The organism is Candidatus Fukatsuia symbiotica (assembly GCF_003122425.1).
GTDB lineage: Bacteria > Pseudomonadota > Gammaproteobacteria > Enterobacterales > Enterobacteriaceae > Fukatsuia > Fukatsuia symbiotica.
In genome coordinates, this window is the sequence record NZ_CP021659.1 from 1,651,524 (window position 1) to 1,666,436 (window position 14,913).

Sequence of the window (14,913 nt, forward strand, 5' to 3'; positions counted from 1 at the left end):
AATAACGCGCTTACATTCACTCATTACCTTGCTGTTGAGCACGCTCTTCTAGCATGACAACTGCCGGCAGTTTTTTCCCTTCCACGAACTCAAGAAAGGCCCCCCACCAGTAGAGATGTAGGATATTTTATCAGTAATGCCAAAGAGATCGATGGCAGCCAGGGTATCCCCCCCACCAGCAATAGAAAAGGCGGTACTATCGGCGATAGCCTTAGCTAGCATCTCCGTGCCTTTGCGGAAATTAGAAAATTCAAAAACACCAAGTGGACCATTCCACAAAATAGTTTTGGCGTTTTTTACAATATCAACCAAACGTTGAGTAGAAACGTCACCAAAATCGAGGATTTGTTCTTCATCTTTGATGTCAGTTACTGCTTTCACAACAGCAGGAGCATTTTCAGAAAACTCGGTGGCGACACGAACATCAGTCGGTAACGGAATATCACAGGTTTGCAGCAGTTTTTTAGCTTCAGGCAGCAGATCGGCTTCGTATAACGATTTACCCACATTATGGCCTTGAGCGGCAATAAAGGTATTAGCAATACCACCACCCACGATCAATTGATCGGCGACAGTCGATAACGCCCCAGTACGGTCAGTTTAGACGAAACCTTCGCCCCGCCGACGATGGCAACCATAGGACGCGCCGGATTGTCTAATGCTTTCGCTAAGGCCGCCAATTCGGCAGATAACAATGGCCCAGCACAAGCAACAGGGGCAAATTTAGCCACACCATGAGTAGATGCCTGTGCACGATGAGCCGTTCCAAAGGCGTCCATCACATAAATATCACATAAATCCGCATATTTTTTCGACAAGACTTCATCGTCCCTTTCTTCACCTCGATTAAAACGCACATTTTCCAATACCACGATTTCTCCAGCCACCACAGCCACACCATCAAGATAATCCTTTACTAAACGAACTGGAAAAGAAAAATTTTCTTGTAAATAATGAACCACCGGTAGGAGAGAAAACGCTTCATCGTATTCGCCTTCAGACGGACGCCCGAGGTGAGATGTCACCATGAGACATGCACCCCGTTGTAGTGCCATTTCAATCGTCGGCATCGATGCGAGAATACGAGCAGCAGAGGTCACTTTGCCTTCTTTTATCGGTACATTGAGATCAGCACGGACTAGCACGCGTTTACCTGCCAAATCCAGATCGGTCATCTTAATTACAGACATGGTACAACCTCTCGTTGAATCTGTTGAATATTAGACTTTTTGTAAAACCGTAGCGAGTGCTGCGAAGTTAAGAACCTATTCGACTGAGTAACCACTCAGCGCCATTGCTAATGTGGTATCCAACATCCTGTTGGCAAACCCCCATTCATTATCACACCATACCAAAATTTTAATCAGATGCTGTCCACTGACTCGTGTTTGTGTACCGTCCACGATGGCGCTGTGTGGATCATGGTTAAAATCACTTGAAACCAAGGGTAATGTCGTGTAGTCAACTATACCATGAAATTTATCTGCCGCCGCCCGTTGTAACTCTTCGTTGATTTCTGCGACCTGTACTGCCTGAGTAACAATGACAGTTAAATCGATAGCGGTCACATTGATGGTCGGCACACGTACTGAAATGGCTTCAAATTTATCCGTAAATTTGGGGAAAATACGGCTAATACCTGCCGCCAATTTGGTATCTACTGGAATGATCGATTGACCGGCGGCACGTGTACGCCTAAGGTCTGGATGATAAGCATCAATAACCGGTTGATCATTCATTAATGAATGGAGGGTGGTGACCGCACCCAATTCAATGCCATAAGCATCGTCCAGCACTTTTATAATGGGGATGATGCAATTGGTGGTGCAGGAAGCGTTAGAGACAATCTTATGCTTGGCACGCAAATCTCGATGATTGACACCATACACAACAGTGGCATCTAAATCAGTGCTCCCGGGGTGAGCAAATAGCACTTTTTTAGCACCCGCCTCCAAATGTGCCTCACCATCTTGACGGCTACCAAAGACGCCACTGCAATCCAGGACCACATCTACTTTTAATTCATGCCAGGGCAAATATTTTATTTCAGACCGATGAATCAGACGAATAGTATCCTTTCTAACAGATAAAATGTCATTTTCCTGGCTCACTTGCCAAGCAAAGCGACCATGACTGGAATCATATTGCAGTAAATGCGCCATGCCTTCAGCACTCGCTACGTCATTAATCGCTACCACTGAAATTTGTGATTCTCTCCTCGATTCATATAAAGCACGTAAAACGCCACGACCAATACGACCAAAGCCATTTATCGCTATACGGATTGCCATTTTACTTCCTGCTAATCAGTGCCTTGGCGGTGGTGACAATATTATCGACAGTAAAACCATATTTTTCAAACAACTTGTCAGCGGGCGCGGATTGACCAAAGGTCGTCATACCAATGATGGCACCGTTAAGACCCACGTATTTATACCAATAATCCGCAATACCCGCTTCTACAGCGATACGTGCACTGACAGCAAATGGCAACACCGATTCAAGGTAAGCTGCATTCTGAGCATCGAACACATCCGTAGAGGGCATCGATACCACACGAATTTGATGACCCTCGTTGGTCAATCGATTAGCAGCATCCATGGCCAATGAGACTTCAGAACCGGTCGCGATCAAAATCAGCTTAGGTTGATTGAGACAATCTTTCAGCACATAAGCCCCTTTGCTGATATTAGCCAGTTGTTCCGTATTACGGGGTTGTTGCTTTAGGTTTTGACGGGAAAAAAGCAGCGCACTCGGGCCTTTTTGGCGCTGTAATGCATACTGCCATGCAACGGCAGATTCGACCTGATCACAAGGCCGCCAAGTGCTCAGATTAGGTGTCAGACGCAGACTAGCCATTTGTTCAACCGGCTGATGGGTTGGTCCATCTTCACCTAGCCCAATCGAATCGTGGGTATAAACGAAGATACTGCGTATTTTCATCAGCGCCGCCATACGTACTGCGTTACGAGCATATTCGACAAACATTAAAAAAGTCGCACCATAAGGGATAAAACCGCCATGCAAAGCAATACCGTTCATAATGGCAGACATCCCGAATTCGCGTACACCATAGTGGATGTAATTGCCAGCGTGATCCTCGTTCAATGGCTTAGATCCCGACCAAGTCGTCAGGTTACTGGGTGTGAGATCCGCGGAACCGCCGAGCAATTCCGGTAGAATTTTACCGAAGGCTTCTAATGTGTTTTGTGATGCTTTACGGCTGGCAATATTGGCGGGGTTGTTTTGCAAATTTTCAATAAATTTCTTAGATTCAGTTTCCCAGCCATCAGGTAATTGGCCTTCGATACGACGTGTGAATTTAGCCGCCAATTCAGGATAATCATTCTTGTAACGGGCAAATTTTTCATTCCAAGCCGTCTCCCTGGCTTTACCTACCTGTTTAGCATCCCAATCAGCATATATTTCTGGCGGAATGTCAAATGGCGGAAATTCCCAGCCCAATGCCGCGCGGGTCGCCGTGATTTCTTGCTCACCCAATGGCGCACCATGAATATCGTGACTGCCAGCCTTATTCGGTGAGCCGCGACCAATGACAGTTTTACAAATCAACAATGAAGGTTTATCAGTAACACTACGCGCTTCTTCAATCGCCTTTTTAATAGCGTCAGCGTCAACCTCTTTCTTGGTATCATCAGTATCATGAACATTCACAACCACAACATGCCAGCCATAAGCAACAAAACGTGCCGCGGTATCATCGGCAAACCAACCTTTAACATTTCCATCAATGGATATACCGTTATCATCATAAAAAGCTACCAGTTTGCCCAATTGCATCACACCCGCCAGCGAGCAAACTTCATGAGAAATTCCTTCCATCATGCAGCCATCACCCATAAAAACATAGGTATAATGATCCACTATTGTGTGATTAGGACGGTTGAATTGTGCAGCTAACGTCCGTTCAGCAATGGCAAAACCCACCGCATTGGCAATCCCCTGCCCCAATGGGCCTGTAGTGGTTTCAACCCCCGGAGTATCAAGGTATTCAGGATGACCTGGCGTTTTAGAATCCAACTGCCGAAAATTTTTTATCTCGCCTATCGACAAATCATAACCCGTGAGATGAAGCAGGCTGTATATCAGCATCGAGCCATGACCGTTAGACAGCACAAAACGGTCACGGTTAGCCCAATGAGGGTTGCCAGGATTGTGATTCATATAATCACGCCACAGCACTTCGGCAATATCAGCCATGCCCATAGGGGCACCAGGGTGGCCAGATCCGGCTTTTTGCACTGCATCCATGCTCAGTACACGGACAGTATCGGCAAGCTCTTTACGAGAATTCATGATTTTTTCCTGGATCGAGTTAAAAAAATACAGAAGAATACTAAATTTAGATACTGAAAGAGGAACCACAACCACAGGTAGTTTTGGCATTGGGATTGGTGACAATGAAACGTGAACCTTCCAGTCCCTCAGTGTAGTCAACCGTACCCCCCACCAAATATTGTAGACTCATCGGATCGATTACCAAGGAGACCCCCTGTTTTTCAATGGTCATATCGCCGTTGTTAACGATATCGTCAAAAGTAAAACCATACTGAAAACCGCTGCAACCGCCACCGGTAATGTAAACACGCAGCTTCAGATGAGGATTATCTTCATCATCAATCAGTAGTTTAGCTTTACTGGCCGCCTTATCAGTAAACTGCAAGGGCAGTACAGTTTCTTTATTCATTTTTCACACTCTTAATTTGTGTCACTAAATGGGTGTAACGAAATTCGCCTAGTTCATCAACATAGAGAATAGATTAATGGAAATCATTATATATTATCAAAACCTATCGTTGTTAATCCTAACACAATAAAAAAGGTGTTACCCCTTGAGGACAACACCTTTTTTTTAAACATCAACCAAGTAGCATCAACCGCCCATGGAATACTTTTTTAATTTTTTGCGCAATGTACCACGATTAATACCCAACATCCCAGCAGCACGAGTTTGGTTGCCACGAGTGTATTGCATCATTCTATCCAACAGCGGTTGTTCAACCTCAGTCAATACCAATTCATATAGCTCAGTAACATTCTCACCATCAAGCTGGGAAAAATAGTTTTTCAATGATTGTTGAACCGAATCACGCAAAGACTTTAAAGGCTTCGTCGTCACTTGATTTTGTGAATTCGTGGTTGCAGTCGCGATTGCATCAGAATTTTCCGATTGTTTATACATAGTTCTGTCAGCTCTTTTTTTGTTTACGCAAGGTTTTCGAAATATGCCTTCAACGCCTCTAGCTGTTCGCTAGCATCCTCAATGGCGTTGAATGTGCGCCGAAACTGGTCGTTTGGGGCATGTTCCCGGAGATACCAGGACACGTGCTTACGAGCAATACGAAATCCTTTGCTTGAACCATAAAAGTCGTGCAATTCCCGTATATGCCCATTTAACAAGCGCTGTACTTCGCCAAGCGGCATCCGTGGCAACAGCTCCCCAGTGTCCAGATAATGCTGGATTTCCCGGAAGATCCAAGGTCTTCCCTGGGCAGCACGGCCTATCATTAAAGCATCAGCTCCAGTGTAGTCCAGTACCGCTTTGGCTTTATGCGGGTTAGTAATGTCGCCATTCGCGATCACCGGAATGGAAACACTCTGCTTAACTGCCCGAATGCTATAGTATTCCGCTTCACTATTAAAGAGGCAAGAACGGGTTCGGCCATGAATAGTCAAAGCTTTTATACCACAGCCTTCGGCCAGATGAGCAATTTCTATACAATTACGTTTTTCAGGCACCCAGCCAGTACGAATTTTCAGTGTTACCGGCACATCAACCGCTTTTACCACCGCCTCTATGATCTGTTTGACCAAATCGGGATATTGCAATAACGCAGATCCTGCCAGTTTACTGTTGACTTTTTTAGCTGGGCATCCCATGTTGATATCGATGATTTGGGCACCATCTGCCACATTGATTCTGGCGGCCTCCGCCATATCATCCGGATCACTACCAGCAATCTGCACGGCACGAATTCCGGCTTCATCGTTATGAACCTTACGCAGACGTGACTTATCTGTCCACCATACTTCCGGGTTGGAGGAAAGCATTTCGGATACCGCCATGCCGGCCCCCATTGCAAGACATAACGCCCTGAAGGGCCGGTCTGTAACACCGGCCATCGGAGTAGCAATCAAGCAATTTTTAAGTTGTAAGTGTCCAATATACATAGAAAAAAGATAACCATACTCTATCCGTAAGGCCGCGTATGTTACGCATTTTTGTTCTCAGATGAAAGGCCAAACTTTGAGCTATCAACGTGAAAAGATTAATAAACAGCGCAACGTTTTAGATAAAATTTAAATTTACTCTTATATAACATCAAGTTAAATTTATTTAATAAATTTGTACACTTTATTCTGAACTCAATAAATCTGGATCGCTCTCGATCTCATACTCTACACCGCTTTTTTCCACCCATATTGGGCTAATGGGCTTTTTTATTTCCACCCCTAAGGAACGAAAACTTTCTGCTTGCCTTATTAGATTACCACGGCCTTGAACCAGCTTATTCATTGCCTGGTGATAAGTTATCTGGGCTTTATTGATGCTTTGCCCCACTGATTCCATATCATCAACAAATAGACGCAATTTGTCATAAAGTTTGGATGCCCGTTCAGCGATCCGTTGAGCATTATCACTTTGATATTGATAACGCCACAAGTTATTGATGGTACGTAAAGCCACCAGCAAGGTATTTGGACTCACCAACATGATATTGGATTGCAATGCCTCATTGATTAACTCAGGTTGTCGATCAATAGCAACTAAAAATGCCGGTTCAATAGGAATAAACATCAAAACATAATCGAGGGAACGTAAACCAAGAAGCTGCTGATAGTCTTTTTTGCCTAATACCCTAATATGCCCTCGTAACGAGGCAATATGCTCATTAAGTGCAAGTTCTCTTTGTGCTTCATCTTCACTGTTAAAGTAGCGTTCATAAGCCACTAATGACATTTTAGCATCGATTACAACATCTTTATCCTGAGGTAAACGCACAATAACATCAGGTTGCATACGGCTATTGTTATCCACCTTAATACTCACCTGTGTTTGGTATTCATGACCTTCTCGCAACCCTGATGCTTCTAATACCTTGCTCAGTACAACTTCTCCCCAATTACCCTGTATTTTATTATCCCCTTTAAGAGCTTTCGTCAGATTAATCGCTTCGTTTGCCATTTGTGTGTTCAATTGCTGCAGACTACGAATTTCATGCGTCAAAGTATGACGTTCACGAGCTTCCTGACCATAGCTCTCTTGAATTTGACGACGAAAACTATTTAATTGCTCATTCAATGGCAGCAGAAGGCGGTCTAAACTCTGCTTATTCTGTTCATCTACCCGACGCCCCGTTTGTTCAAAGATACGATGAGCTAAATTTTCAAACTGGATTATCAGGCGTTGTTCACTGTCTAACAATAAACGCTGTTTTTCATCGGAGGCAAGCTGGGTTTCTTCCAAACGAACCCTAGCCTCGTGTAACTCGGCTTTTTGAGTGCTATTCACTTCACGTTGAGTATGTAGCTCCTGATTAAGTTGCCCACACTGATTACGCCAATGAGCCAGTTGTTGCAGCTTGGTCATACTGACCACTAACAATCCACCTAATAGCACACTAAGCAAAAAACCCGCTAATACATAAAACACATTAATGGCCACAACTCCTCCGACTCATTAGACTTCTTGCAAAACCTATTATGTGCTGCAAAATAGCATCCTAATGTCTCTATAAAAAGAAACAAAACAGAGGGAACATTTGCTACGGGGAATTTCGTTGGAAGTATAAACGCCCAGACCTTCGACAGTCAGTTAGGAAATTATGCTGTCTACGGAGGTCTAGACTTTTACAAAAAACTAGCTCATCAACGGCTACGGAACGAGATACGGCCTTTGCTCAAATCATACGGGGTCAACTCTACAGTAACCTTGTCGCCCGTCAGAATACGGATATAATTTTTACGCATTTTACCGGAAATATGAGCGGTCACAACATGCCCGTTTTCCAGTTCAACACGAAACATAGTATTTGGCAGCGTATCTTGAACGGTACCCTGCATTTCAATATTATCTTCTTTTTTTGCCATCGAATCCTCTAGATGTCACTACCTCGATTTTTAACCGGCGGGATCATGCCGAAAAATCCACATTATGTAAAGACGTGTCGCATGTCATCACACAGTGGGAGCACTTTCTCTCCCAATAACCGCCTTTATGTTTACATTTTGTCAAACAGACAGCAAGTTGATACTCGGATAACATAGCAATTATTGATAGTGCCATTATAATGGCGTCTGTCACGCCTACGCTGGTTGGCAAACTCGTTGTAATCAGGAAATTTCATGGAAAATCAACCTAAGTTGAACAGTAGCAAAGAAATCATCGCCTTTCTAGCCGAGCAGTTTCCACTTTGTTTCACTACAGAAGGCAAAACATTCCCACTAAAGATCGGGATTTTTCAAGATTTGGTCGAGCGTATTCGGCAATTGGATCCGCTCAGTAAAACAAAATTACGTACTGCGCTACGGCTTTATACCTCAAGCTGGCGCTATCTTTATGAAATCAAGGTTGGCACTGAACGCATTGATCTAGATGGAAAAACCTGTGGTGTACTGGAACAACAACATGTTGACCATGCCCGCAAACAGCTTACAGAGGCTAAAGCTCGAGTCCAGTTACAACGCGGGCAAAAAGTCAAAAAACGTGAAACTGCATTGGCTACAGGTGACATCCCGCAATCACGGCGAGCACACTTCGAAGGGAAAAGAGCGGAGCCGTACACCCAGAAAATCACTGTTGCTGAAAACAAACTGTCATTGCAGAAAAACCCTGCACAGCAGTTCAGTTCAGCTAACCCAACGACGAAAGCACACCTACCAGATTCTATGCCGCCTACAGAGATATCTAACCTAAAAATTGGTCAAGAAATTAAAGTGAAAGCAGGCAAAAATGCAATGAATGCAATCATATTGGAAATTGCTAAAAACGGCGTACGAGTACAATTATCTTCTGGTCTGGCGATGATTGTTCGCGCCGAGCATGTACAGTTCTAATACGAGGCTCCGCATGAAAAAATTAGTCAAACTAACTCTCATTGCTTACTTGTTTTTTACAACGGCTATCGGTTACGCGGGCGATAATGGTTATCGTATTGATCAACTGCCGCAATTGCATCAGGAACGTCAACACTCGACACTCAGTGAGCGTATAACCTCATTATTTGTTCATTCCCATTATCGGCAATTTTATCTAGACGATAAATTTTCCGCACAGATATTTGATCGCTACCTCAATATGTTGGATTACAGTCATAATGTGTTGCTGGCATCCGATATAGCTCAGTTTGCCGCTAAAAAATACGATTTGGGAAACGAATTAAAATCTGGTCAACTAGAAAGCCCCTATGCGTTATTTAATCTCGCACAAAAACGCCGGTTTGAACGCTATCAATATGCACTCTCTGTACTTGATAAGCCTATGATATTTAACGGTAATGATAGTATTGATCTCGATCGTACTAAAGCACCCTGGGCAACCAGTAAAACCGAATTAAATACGCTTTGGGATGCCAGAGTAAAATTTGATCAGCTTAATCTTAAATTAGCCGGTAAGACTGACCAGGAAATTAAAGATACGCTAACTAAGCGCTATCATTCAGTCATGAAGCGTCTGACACAGAGTAACAGTGAAGACGTATTTCAACTGATTATTAATGCCTTTGCGCATGAGATCGATCCTCATACCAACTATCTTTCACCGCGCAATACCGAGCAATTCAATACCGAGATGAGCCTGTCTTTGGAAGGGATTGGGGCAGTGTTGCAGATGGAGGACGACTATACGGTAATCAATTCTATGGTTGCGGGTGGACCTGCGATGAAAAGTAAAGCGATTGCAGTAGGCGATCGTATCGTCGGAATTGGTCAGGCAGGTAAACCGATGATCGATGTGATTGGTTGGCGTCTAGACGATGTTGTCGCATTAATCAAAGGCCCCAAAGGCACTAAGGTACGTCTCGACATACTATCTGCAGGTAAAGGCAGTAAACATAACACTGTCACTCTAGTTCGTGAACACATACGTTTGCAAGATCGCGCGGTGAAAATGTCGCTGAAAACCGTCGATAAAGAGAAAGTTGCTGTATTGGATATCCCAGGATTTTATGTTGGCCTTACCGAGGATGTTAAAGTTCAGTTAGCAAAATTGGCGAAAAAAAATATCAGCAGTCTCGTCATTGATCTACGTGGTAATGGCGGTGGAGCGCTGACTGAAGCAGTGTCACTTTCCGGGTTATTCATCCCAAAAGGCTCTGTGGTCCAGGTGAAGGATAACAACGGTAAAGTGCGTGAGGATAATGATACTGATGACAAAATTTACTATAAAGATCCATTGGTAGTACTGGTAGATCGTTACAGCGCTTCAGCCTCTGAAATATTTGCCGCGGCGATGCAGGATTACGGTCGAGCCGTCATCGTCGGAGAACCCACTTTCGGCAAAGGAACAGTGCAGCAATATCGTTCATTGAACCGGATTTACGATCAAATGTTGCGCCCAGAATGGCCCATATTAGGGTCAGTGCAATATACCATTCAAAAATTTTATCGTATTAATGGCGGCAGTACACAGCGTAAAGGCGTGACACCCGATATCGTGCTGCCAACAAGTACCGATCCGGCAGCAAGCGGTGAAGACATTGAAGATAACGCGCTCCCTTGGGATAGCATTAAAGCTACAAATTATAGGAAAATAGGCAATGTGCAATCGTTAGAAGCGGCTTTATTAAAGAAACATGCCGAACGTATTGCTGCTGATCCTGAATTCCAGAATATTGAAAAAGATATTGCTCGTTACAATAGCTTAAAAGACAAAAAAAATATCGTTTCCTTAAATTATGCACAACGTGTAAAAGAAAATAACGATGACGATGCAACCCGCTTGACACGCCTTAATGAACGCTTTAAGCGACAAGGCAAGAAACCACTAAAAATGTTGACGGATTTACCCAAAAATTATCAGGGACCCGATTCATATTTGGATGAAAGCGTCCGTATCGCTCTCGATCTGGCTCAACTTGAAAAAAATCAGGTTAAAAACACCGTATTAAACACAGTTAACTCACCGCCAACGCTAAAATAATAGACTTCTTGCAAAATCGTAGTTGGTATGCGAAGTCAAGCGCCTGGAGCAAGTAACTGCAGGGTACGGATTGCGAGCACCACGTAACGCAAAATTCGCGGCTCGTGTTTGCAAACATATAGTAGGTTTTGCAAAAAATCGAATATCTATTTAGCGGGTTAATACGGAAAAAAGCTTGAAAATTTGCCAGATGCCCATAGGATGAGTGTAATAAATCCATGTACTTACCAAAGGATCGTATTAATTGCACTCTCTTATTAACCAAACAATTGCGCTAACCAAATAGTTGTGTTAGCTAAACAATAAGGAAATAACTTTTATGATGCGTATAGCTCTTTTCCTTCTCACCAATTTGGCGGTGATGCTAGTTTTTGGGTTGATTCTCAGCCTGACAGGGATCCAGTCAAGCAGTGTGCCAGGACTGATGATTATGGCAGCACTGTTCGGTTTTGGCGGTTCGATTGTCTCGCTGCTGATGTCAAAATGGATGGCGTTGCGTTCAGTAGGCGGCGAAGTCATAGAACAACCGCGTAACGAAACTGAGCGCTGGTTATTGCATATCGTTCTGCAACAATCACAACAAGCCGGCATTGCAATGCCACAGGTCGCTATTTATCAGGCACCGGATATTAACGCTTTTGCCACCGGTGCACGCAGGGATGCCTCTTTAGTTGCGGTCAGCAGCGGTTTGTTACAAAATATGAGTCGTGATGAAGCCGAGGCGGTTATTGCACATGAGATCAGTCATATTGCTAATGGTGATATGGTGACTATGACCCTGCTCCAAGGTGTTGTGAATACCTTTGTTATCTTTATTTCGAGGCTGATTGCTCAAGCAGCGGCAGGTTTTCTTTCCGGTGATCGGGCGGAAGGAGAAGAAAATAGTTCGGGTAATCCGATAGTTTACTTTGTTGTATCTATGGTGTTAGAACTGGTATTCGGTATTCTGGCTAGCATCATCACTATGTGGTTTTCCCGCTACCGTGAATTTCATGCCGATGCCGGTTCTGCGAAATTGGTCGGGCGTGAAAAGATGATCGCAGCGTTGCAACGATTAAAAACTAGCCATGAACCAGAGGAAGCCGGTAGTATGATGGCCTTTTGCATTAATGGTAAATCTCGTTCTTTCAGCGAATTGTTTATGTCACACCCACCGTTGGATAAACGTATCGAAGCTTTGCGTTCAAGTCAGTATCTAAAATAACTTGCTACTCGTACTCGTTATCAAGGTTTCGTTGAATAGATTTCTAGTAAAACCGTAGTTCATTACGTGAAGTCAAGGCAGCTGGAGAAGAGATTTGGAACAGGTTCTAATAGCGGTTAATGGGGAAGTAACATAATGAGTAAATTAGCAGTAATTGTTCTCGCATTACTTATCACCGGATGCAGCCATCGGCTAATTGATCGCGGCGAATACAAAGTCGATACCAATACGTCCGCCGTCGCACAAAATGATCGCGTGCGTTTCCTGGTTTTACACTACACCGCTGTTGATGATACCGCTTCAAAAAAAATACTGACACAAGGACAGGTCAGTGCTCATTACCTTGTGCTTAGCCATCCGCAAAAAAAGCAGGGTAAACCTGTGGTATTACAACTTGTCGCTGAACATGAAAGAGCTTGGCATGCAGGCGTGAGTCATTGGCAAGGCCGTAATAATTTGAATGACACTTCTATCGGTGTTGAAATCGTTAATTTAGGCTTTACAAAAAGTTTTTTTGGTAAAAAATGGTATCCATTTAATGAACAGCAAATTGAACTTATCGAATATTTAGCCAAAGATATTGTTAAGCGTTATAAAATCGCACCAACGGATATTGTCGGTCATAGTGATATCGCCCCACAAAGAAAATTTGATCCGGGTCCATTTTTTCCATGGCACCGCTTGGCTAAAAAGGGTATAGGTGCTTGGCCGGATGATTCGCTAGTCACACAATATATCGGTAACAGAAATAAATACGCTATAACCTCGGTCAGTAGCATACAGAAAATATTGGCTCAATATGGCTATACCATCCCACAAACTGGCAAATTGGATACCGAAACAAAAAGAGTTATCAGTGCGTTCCAGATGCACTTTAGACCAACCAATTTTTCTGGGATACCAGACATAGAAACAGAAGCCATTGCAAAAGCACTGGTGACCCAATATCGATCTTAATAGCTGATGCAAAAGGCAGTCTGTAATTCTGGCTGCCGAATAAAAAAACGAGAAAAAATGTCGAGCTAGCAGGAAGACCATTAAAAGACAGTGGACCCTTCTCTCTCAGGGTTACGTGCGCTAAAAGCGCGGAGTGCTGAGAAGGGTTAATGCGAAGATAATGTCACATCGTCTTCGCTATCCATGATGGATTTATCAGTTTGTTTCATCAATTGACTGGTTATGGTTCCGGCGATCATAGAGCCATTGACATTCAATGCAGTGCGCCCCATATCGATTAGTGGCTCGATAGAAATCAGTAACGCAACCAATGTGACAGGCAAACCGAGAGCCGGCAGCACAATCAACGCGGCAAAGGTAGCTCCTCCCCCTACCCCAGCGACCCCGACAGAACTGATAGTCACCACCGCAAGCAGCGTTAGGATCCAAGTTGGGTCTAAAGGGTTAATACCGACAGTAGGTGCCACCATCACCGCTAACATCGCCGGATACAGCCCCGCGCAACCATTTTGCCCAATACTGGCACCAAAAGAAGCAGCAAAACTGGCAATGGATTGAGATATACCCAAGCGACGGGTTTGCACCTCCACACTTAATGGGATACTGGCGGCACTGGAACGGCTGGTAAAAGCAAAAGTCAATACCGGCCACACTTTCCTAAAGAATCTAAAAGGATTGACACCGCTCAGAGATAATAGCAGGGCATGAACGATAAACATGATACCTAGCCCCACATAAGAAGCAACAACAAAGCCCCCTAATTTAATAATGTCATGAATATTTGAACCTGAAACTATCTTTGTCATCAATGCCAAAACACCATAAGGTGTCAATCTCATGACCAATCGAACCAATTTCATCACCCAAACTTGCAGAGTATCAATCGCCACTAATACACGTTGGCCTTTTTCTCGATCACTTTTCAGTAGTTCCAGAGCAGCAATCCCTAAAAAAGTGGCAAAAATAACAAGACTAATCACTGAAGTGGGGCTAGAAGCCGTCAGATCTGCAAAGGGATTTTTCGGGATAAACGAAAGAATTAGCTGAGGAGCAGTCAAATCAGCGACCCTATTCATGTAATGATGAGTAATCACACTAAGTTGCGCTGTTTCTTCTGTGCCTGGTACCAAACCTGCAGCAGTCAAAGCAAATAAATTGGTCACTAGCACACCGACCAGAGCAGCAATCAGAGTGGTGAATAACAGGGTAGTAATCGTGAATAGGCTAATTTTACCGAGAGAAGAAGCATCCTGTAATTTAGCGATGGCATTTAAAATAGAGACAAAAACCAATGGCATTACAATCATTTGTAATAATTGAACATACCCACTACCAACAATATTAAACCAACTCATTGATTCTTTTAATATCGGGTTATCAGCACCATAAACAAGCTGGAGTGCCAAACCAAAGAAAGTTCCTATAATAAGCCCAATTAAAACTTTCTTGGCCAAACTCCAGGGGCGGTAATAAGACGTTTTGCGTCGAAAAAGCTTATGCCACAATTGCTTACGCGGAGTTTGTGCCAACAACAATAACAATGCAATAAATACCAGCACGTTAACCACAAGTGGTGGATTCATCCCCAGAC

Annotated in this window: 12 protein-coding genes and 1 pseudogene; 4 read left to right on the forward strand and 9 right to left on the reverse strand. The window is 43.7% G+C overall.

Annotation, left to right across the window (positions count from 1 at the left end):
* Positions 1-16: 16 nt before the first annotated feature.
* The 8 genes and pseudogenes from CCS41_RS08055 to infA all read right to left on the reverse strand — a co-directional run bounded on the left by CCS41_RS08055 (position 17) and on the right by infA (position 8,112).
* A pseudogene (locus tag CCS41_RS08055) lies at positions 17-1,190 on the reverse strand (phosphoglycerate kinase).
* A gap of 75 nt (positions 1,191-1,265) precedes the next feature.
* Entirely contained in the window at positions 1,266-2,291 is a 1,026-nt protein-coding gene (gene epd / locus CCS41_RS08060; protein WP_072549680.1) for an erythrose-4-phosphate dehydrogenase, read from the reverse strand.
* 1 nt (position 2,292) lies between these two features.
* Positions 2,293-4,317 (reverse strand): transketolase, encoded by a 2,025-nt coding sequence (tkt, locus tag CCS41_RS08065; RefSeq protein WP_072549681.1) that lies wholly within the window; start codon positions 4,315-4,317, stop codon positions 2,293-2,295.
* A 46-nt stretch (positions 4,318-4,363) separates the two neighbouring features.
* On the reverse strand, positions 4,364-4,708 hold the full coding sequence (gene erpA, locus CCS41_RS08070; RefSeq protein WP_072549682.1) for an iron-sulfur cluster insertion protein ErpA: 345 nt from the start codon (positions 4,706-4,708) through the stop codon (positions 4,364-4,366).
* Between the two features lie 186 nt (positions 4,709-4,894).
* Positions 4,895-5,203 (reverse strand): DNA-binding transcriptional regulator Fis, encoded by a 309-nt coding sequence (fis, locus tag CCS41_RS08075; protein WP_072549683.1) that lies wholly within the window; start codon positions 5,201-5,203, stop codon positions 4,895-4,897.
* A gap of 23 nt (positions 5,204-5,226) precedes the next feature.
* The gene (dusB, locus tag CCS41_RS08080; RefSeq protein WP_072549684.1) at positions 5,227-6,192 is read right to left on the reverse strand and encodes a tRNA dihydrouridine synthase DusB; all 966 of its coding nucleotides are present in this window, start codon (positions 6,190-6,192) and stop codon (positions 5,227-5,229) included.
* A gap of 184 nt (positions 6,193-6,376) precedes the next feature.
* Entirely contained in the window at positions 6,377-7,651 is a 1,275-nt protein-coding gene (gene rmuC / locus CCS41_RS08085) for a DNA recombination protein RmuC (RefSeq protein WP_240313905.1), read from the reverse strand.
* 239 nt (positions 7,652-7,890) lie between these two features.
* Positions 7,891-8,112, reverse strand: a complete 222-nt coding sequence (gene infA / locus CCS41_RS08090; protein WP_072549686.1) for a translation initiation factor IF-1 — start codon at positions 8,110-8,112, stop codon at positions 7,891-7,893.
* A 255-nt stretch (positions 8,113-8,367) separates the two neighbouring features.
* Here infA and proQ point away from each other — a divergent pair, with 255 nt between their 5' ends.
* From proQ to CCS41_RS08110, 4 genes are all read left to right on the forward strand, one after another.
* Entirely contained in the window at positions 8,368-9,078 is a 711-nt protein-coding gene (proQ, locus tag CCS41_RS08095) for an RNA chaperone ProQ (RefSeq protein WP_072549687.1), read from the forward strand.
* A 13-nt stretch (positions 9,079-9,091) separates the two neighbouring features.
* Positions 9,092-11,161 (forward strand): carboxy terminal-processing peptidase, encoded by a 2,070-nt coding sequence (gene prc, locus CCS41_RS08100; protein ID WP_072549688.1) that lies wholly within the window; start codon positions 9,092-9,094, stop codon positions 11,159-11,161.
* A 319-nt stretch (positions 11,162-11,480) separates the two neighbouring features.
* Positions 11,481-12,365, forward strand: a complete 885-nt coding sequence (htpX, locus tag CCS41_RS08105) for a protease HtpX (RefSeq protein WP_072549689.1) — start codon at positions 11,481-11,483, stop codon at positions 12,363-12,365.
* Between the two features lie 135 nt (positions 12,366-12,500).
* Positions 12,501-13,322, forward strand: coding sequence for an N-acetylmuramoyl-L-alanine amidase (locus CCS41_RS08110; protein WP_072549690.1), 822 nt, complete (start codon positions 12,501-12,503; stop codon positions 13,320-13,322).
* Between the two features lie 146 nt (positions 13,323-13,468).
* Here CCS41_RS08110 and CCS41_RS08115 read toward each other — a convergent pair whose 3' ends face one another.
* Positions 13,469-14,905, reverse strand: coding sequence for an L-cystine transporter (locus tag CCS41_RS08115; RefSeq protein ID WP_072549691.1), 1,437 nt, complete (start codon positions 14,903-14,905; stop codon positions 13,469-13,471).
* Positions 14,906-14,913: the final 8 nt, after the last annotated feature.

What these genes read in the sequence shown, in the direction of transcription:
- epd (WP_072549680.1), bottom strand. Translation starts at nt 2,291, where the DNA reads ATGGCAATCCGTATAGCGATAAATGGCTTTGGTCGTATTGGTCGTGGC.
- tkt (WP_072549681.1), bottom strand. Translation starts at nt 4,317, where the DNA reads ATGAATTCTCGTAAAGAGCTTGCCGATACTGTCCGTGTACTGAGCATG.
- erpA (WP_072549682.1), bottom strand. Translation starts at nt 4,708, where the DNA reads ATGAATAAAGAAACTGTACTGCCCTTGCAGTTTACTGATAAGGCGGCC.
- fis (WP_072549683.1), bottom strand. Translation starts at nt 5,203, where the DNA reads ATGTATAAACAATCGGAAAATTCTGATGCAATCGCGACTGCAACCACG.
- dusB (WP_072549684.1), bottom strand. Translation starts at nt 6,192, where the DNA reads ATGTATATTGGACACTTACAACTTAAAAATTGCTTGATTGCTACTCCG.
- infA (WP_072549686.1), bottom strand. Translation starts at nt 8,112, where the DNA reads ATGGCAAAAAAAGAAGATAATATTGAAATGCAGGGTACCGTTCAAGAT.
- proQ (WP_072549687.1), top strand. Translation starts at nt 8,368, where the DNA reads ATGGAAAATCAACCTAAGTTGAACAGTAGCAAAGAAATCATCGCCTTT.
- prc (WP_072549688.1), top strand. Translation starts at nt 9,092, where the DNA reads ATGAAAAAATTAGTCAAACTAACTCTCATTGCTTACTTGTTTTTTACA.
- htpX (WP_072549689.1), top strand. Translation starts at nt 11,481, where the DNA reads ATGATGCGTATAGCTCTTTTCCTTCTCACCAATTTGGCGGTGATGCTA.
- CCS41_RS08110 (WP_072549690.1), top strand. Translation starts at nt 12,501, where the DNA reads ATGAGTAAATTAGCAGTAATTGTTCTCGCATTACTTATCACCGGATGC.
- CCS41_RS08115 (WP_072549691.1), bottom strand. Translation starts at nt 14,905, where the DNA reads ATGAATCCACCACTTGTGGTTAACGTGCTGGTATTTATTGCATTGTTA.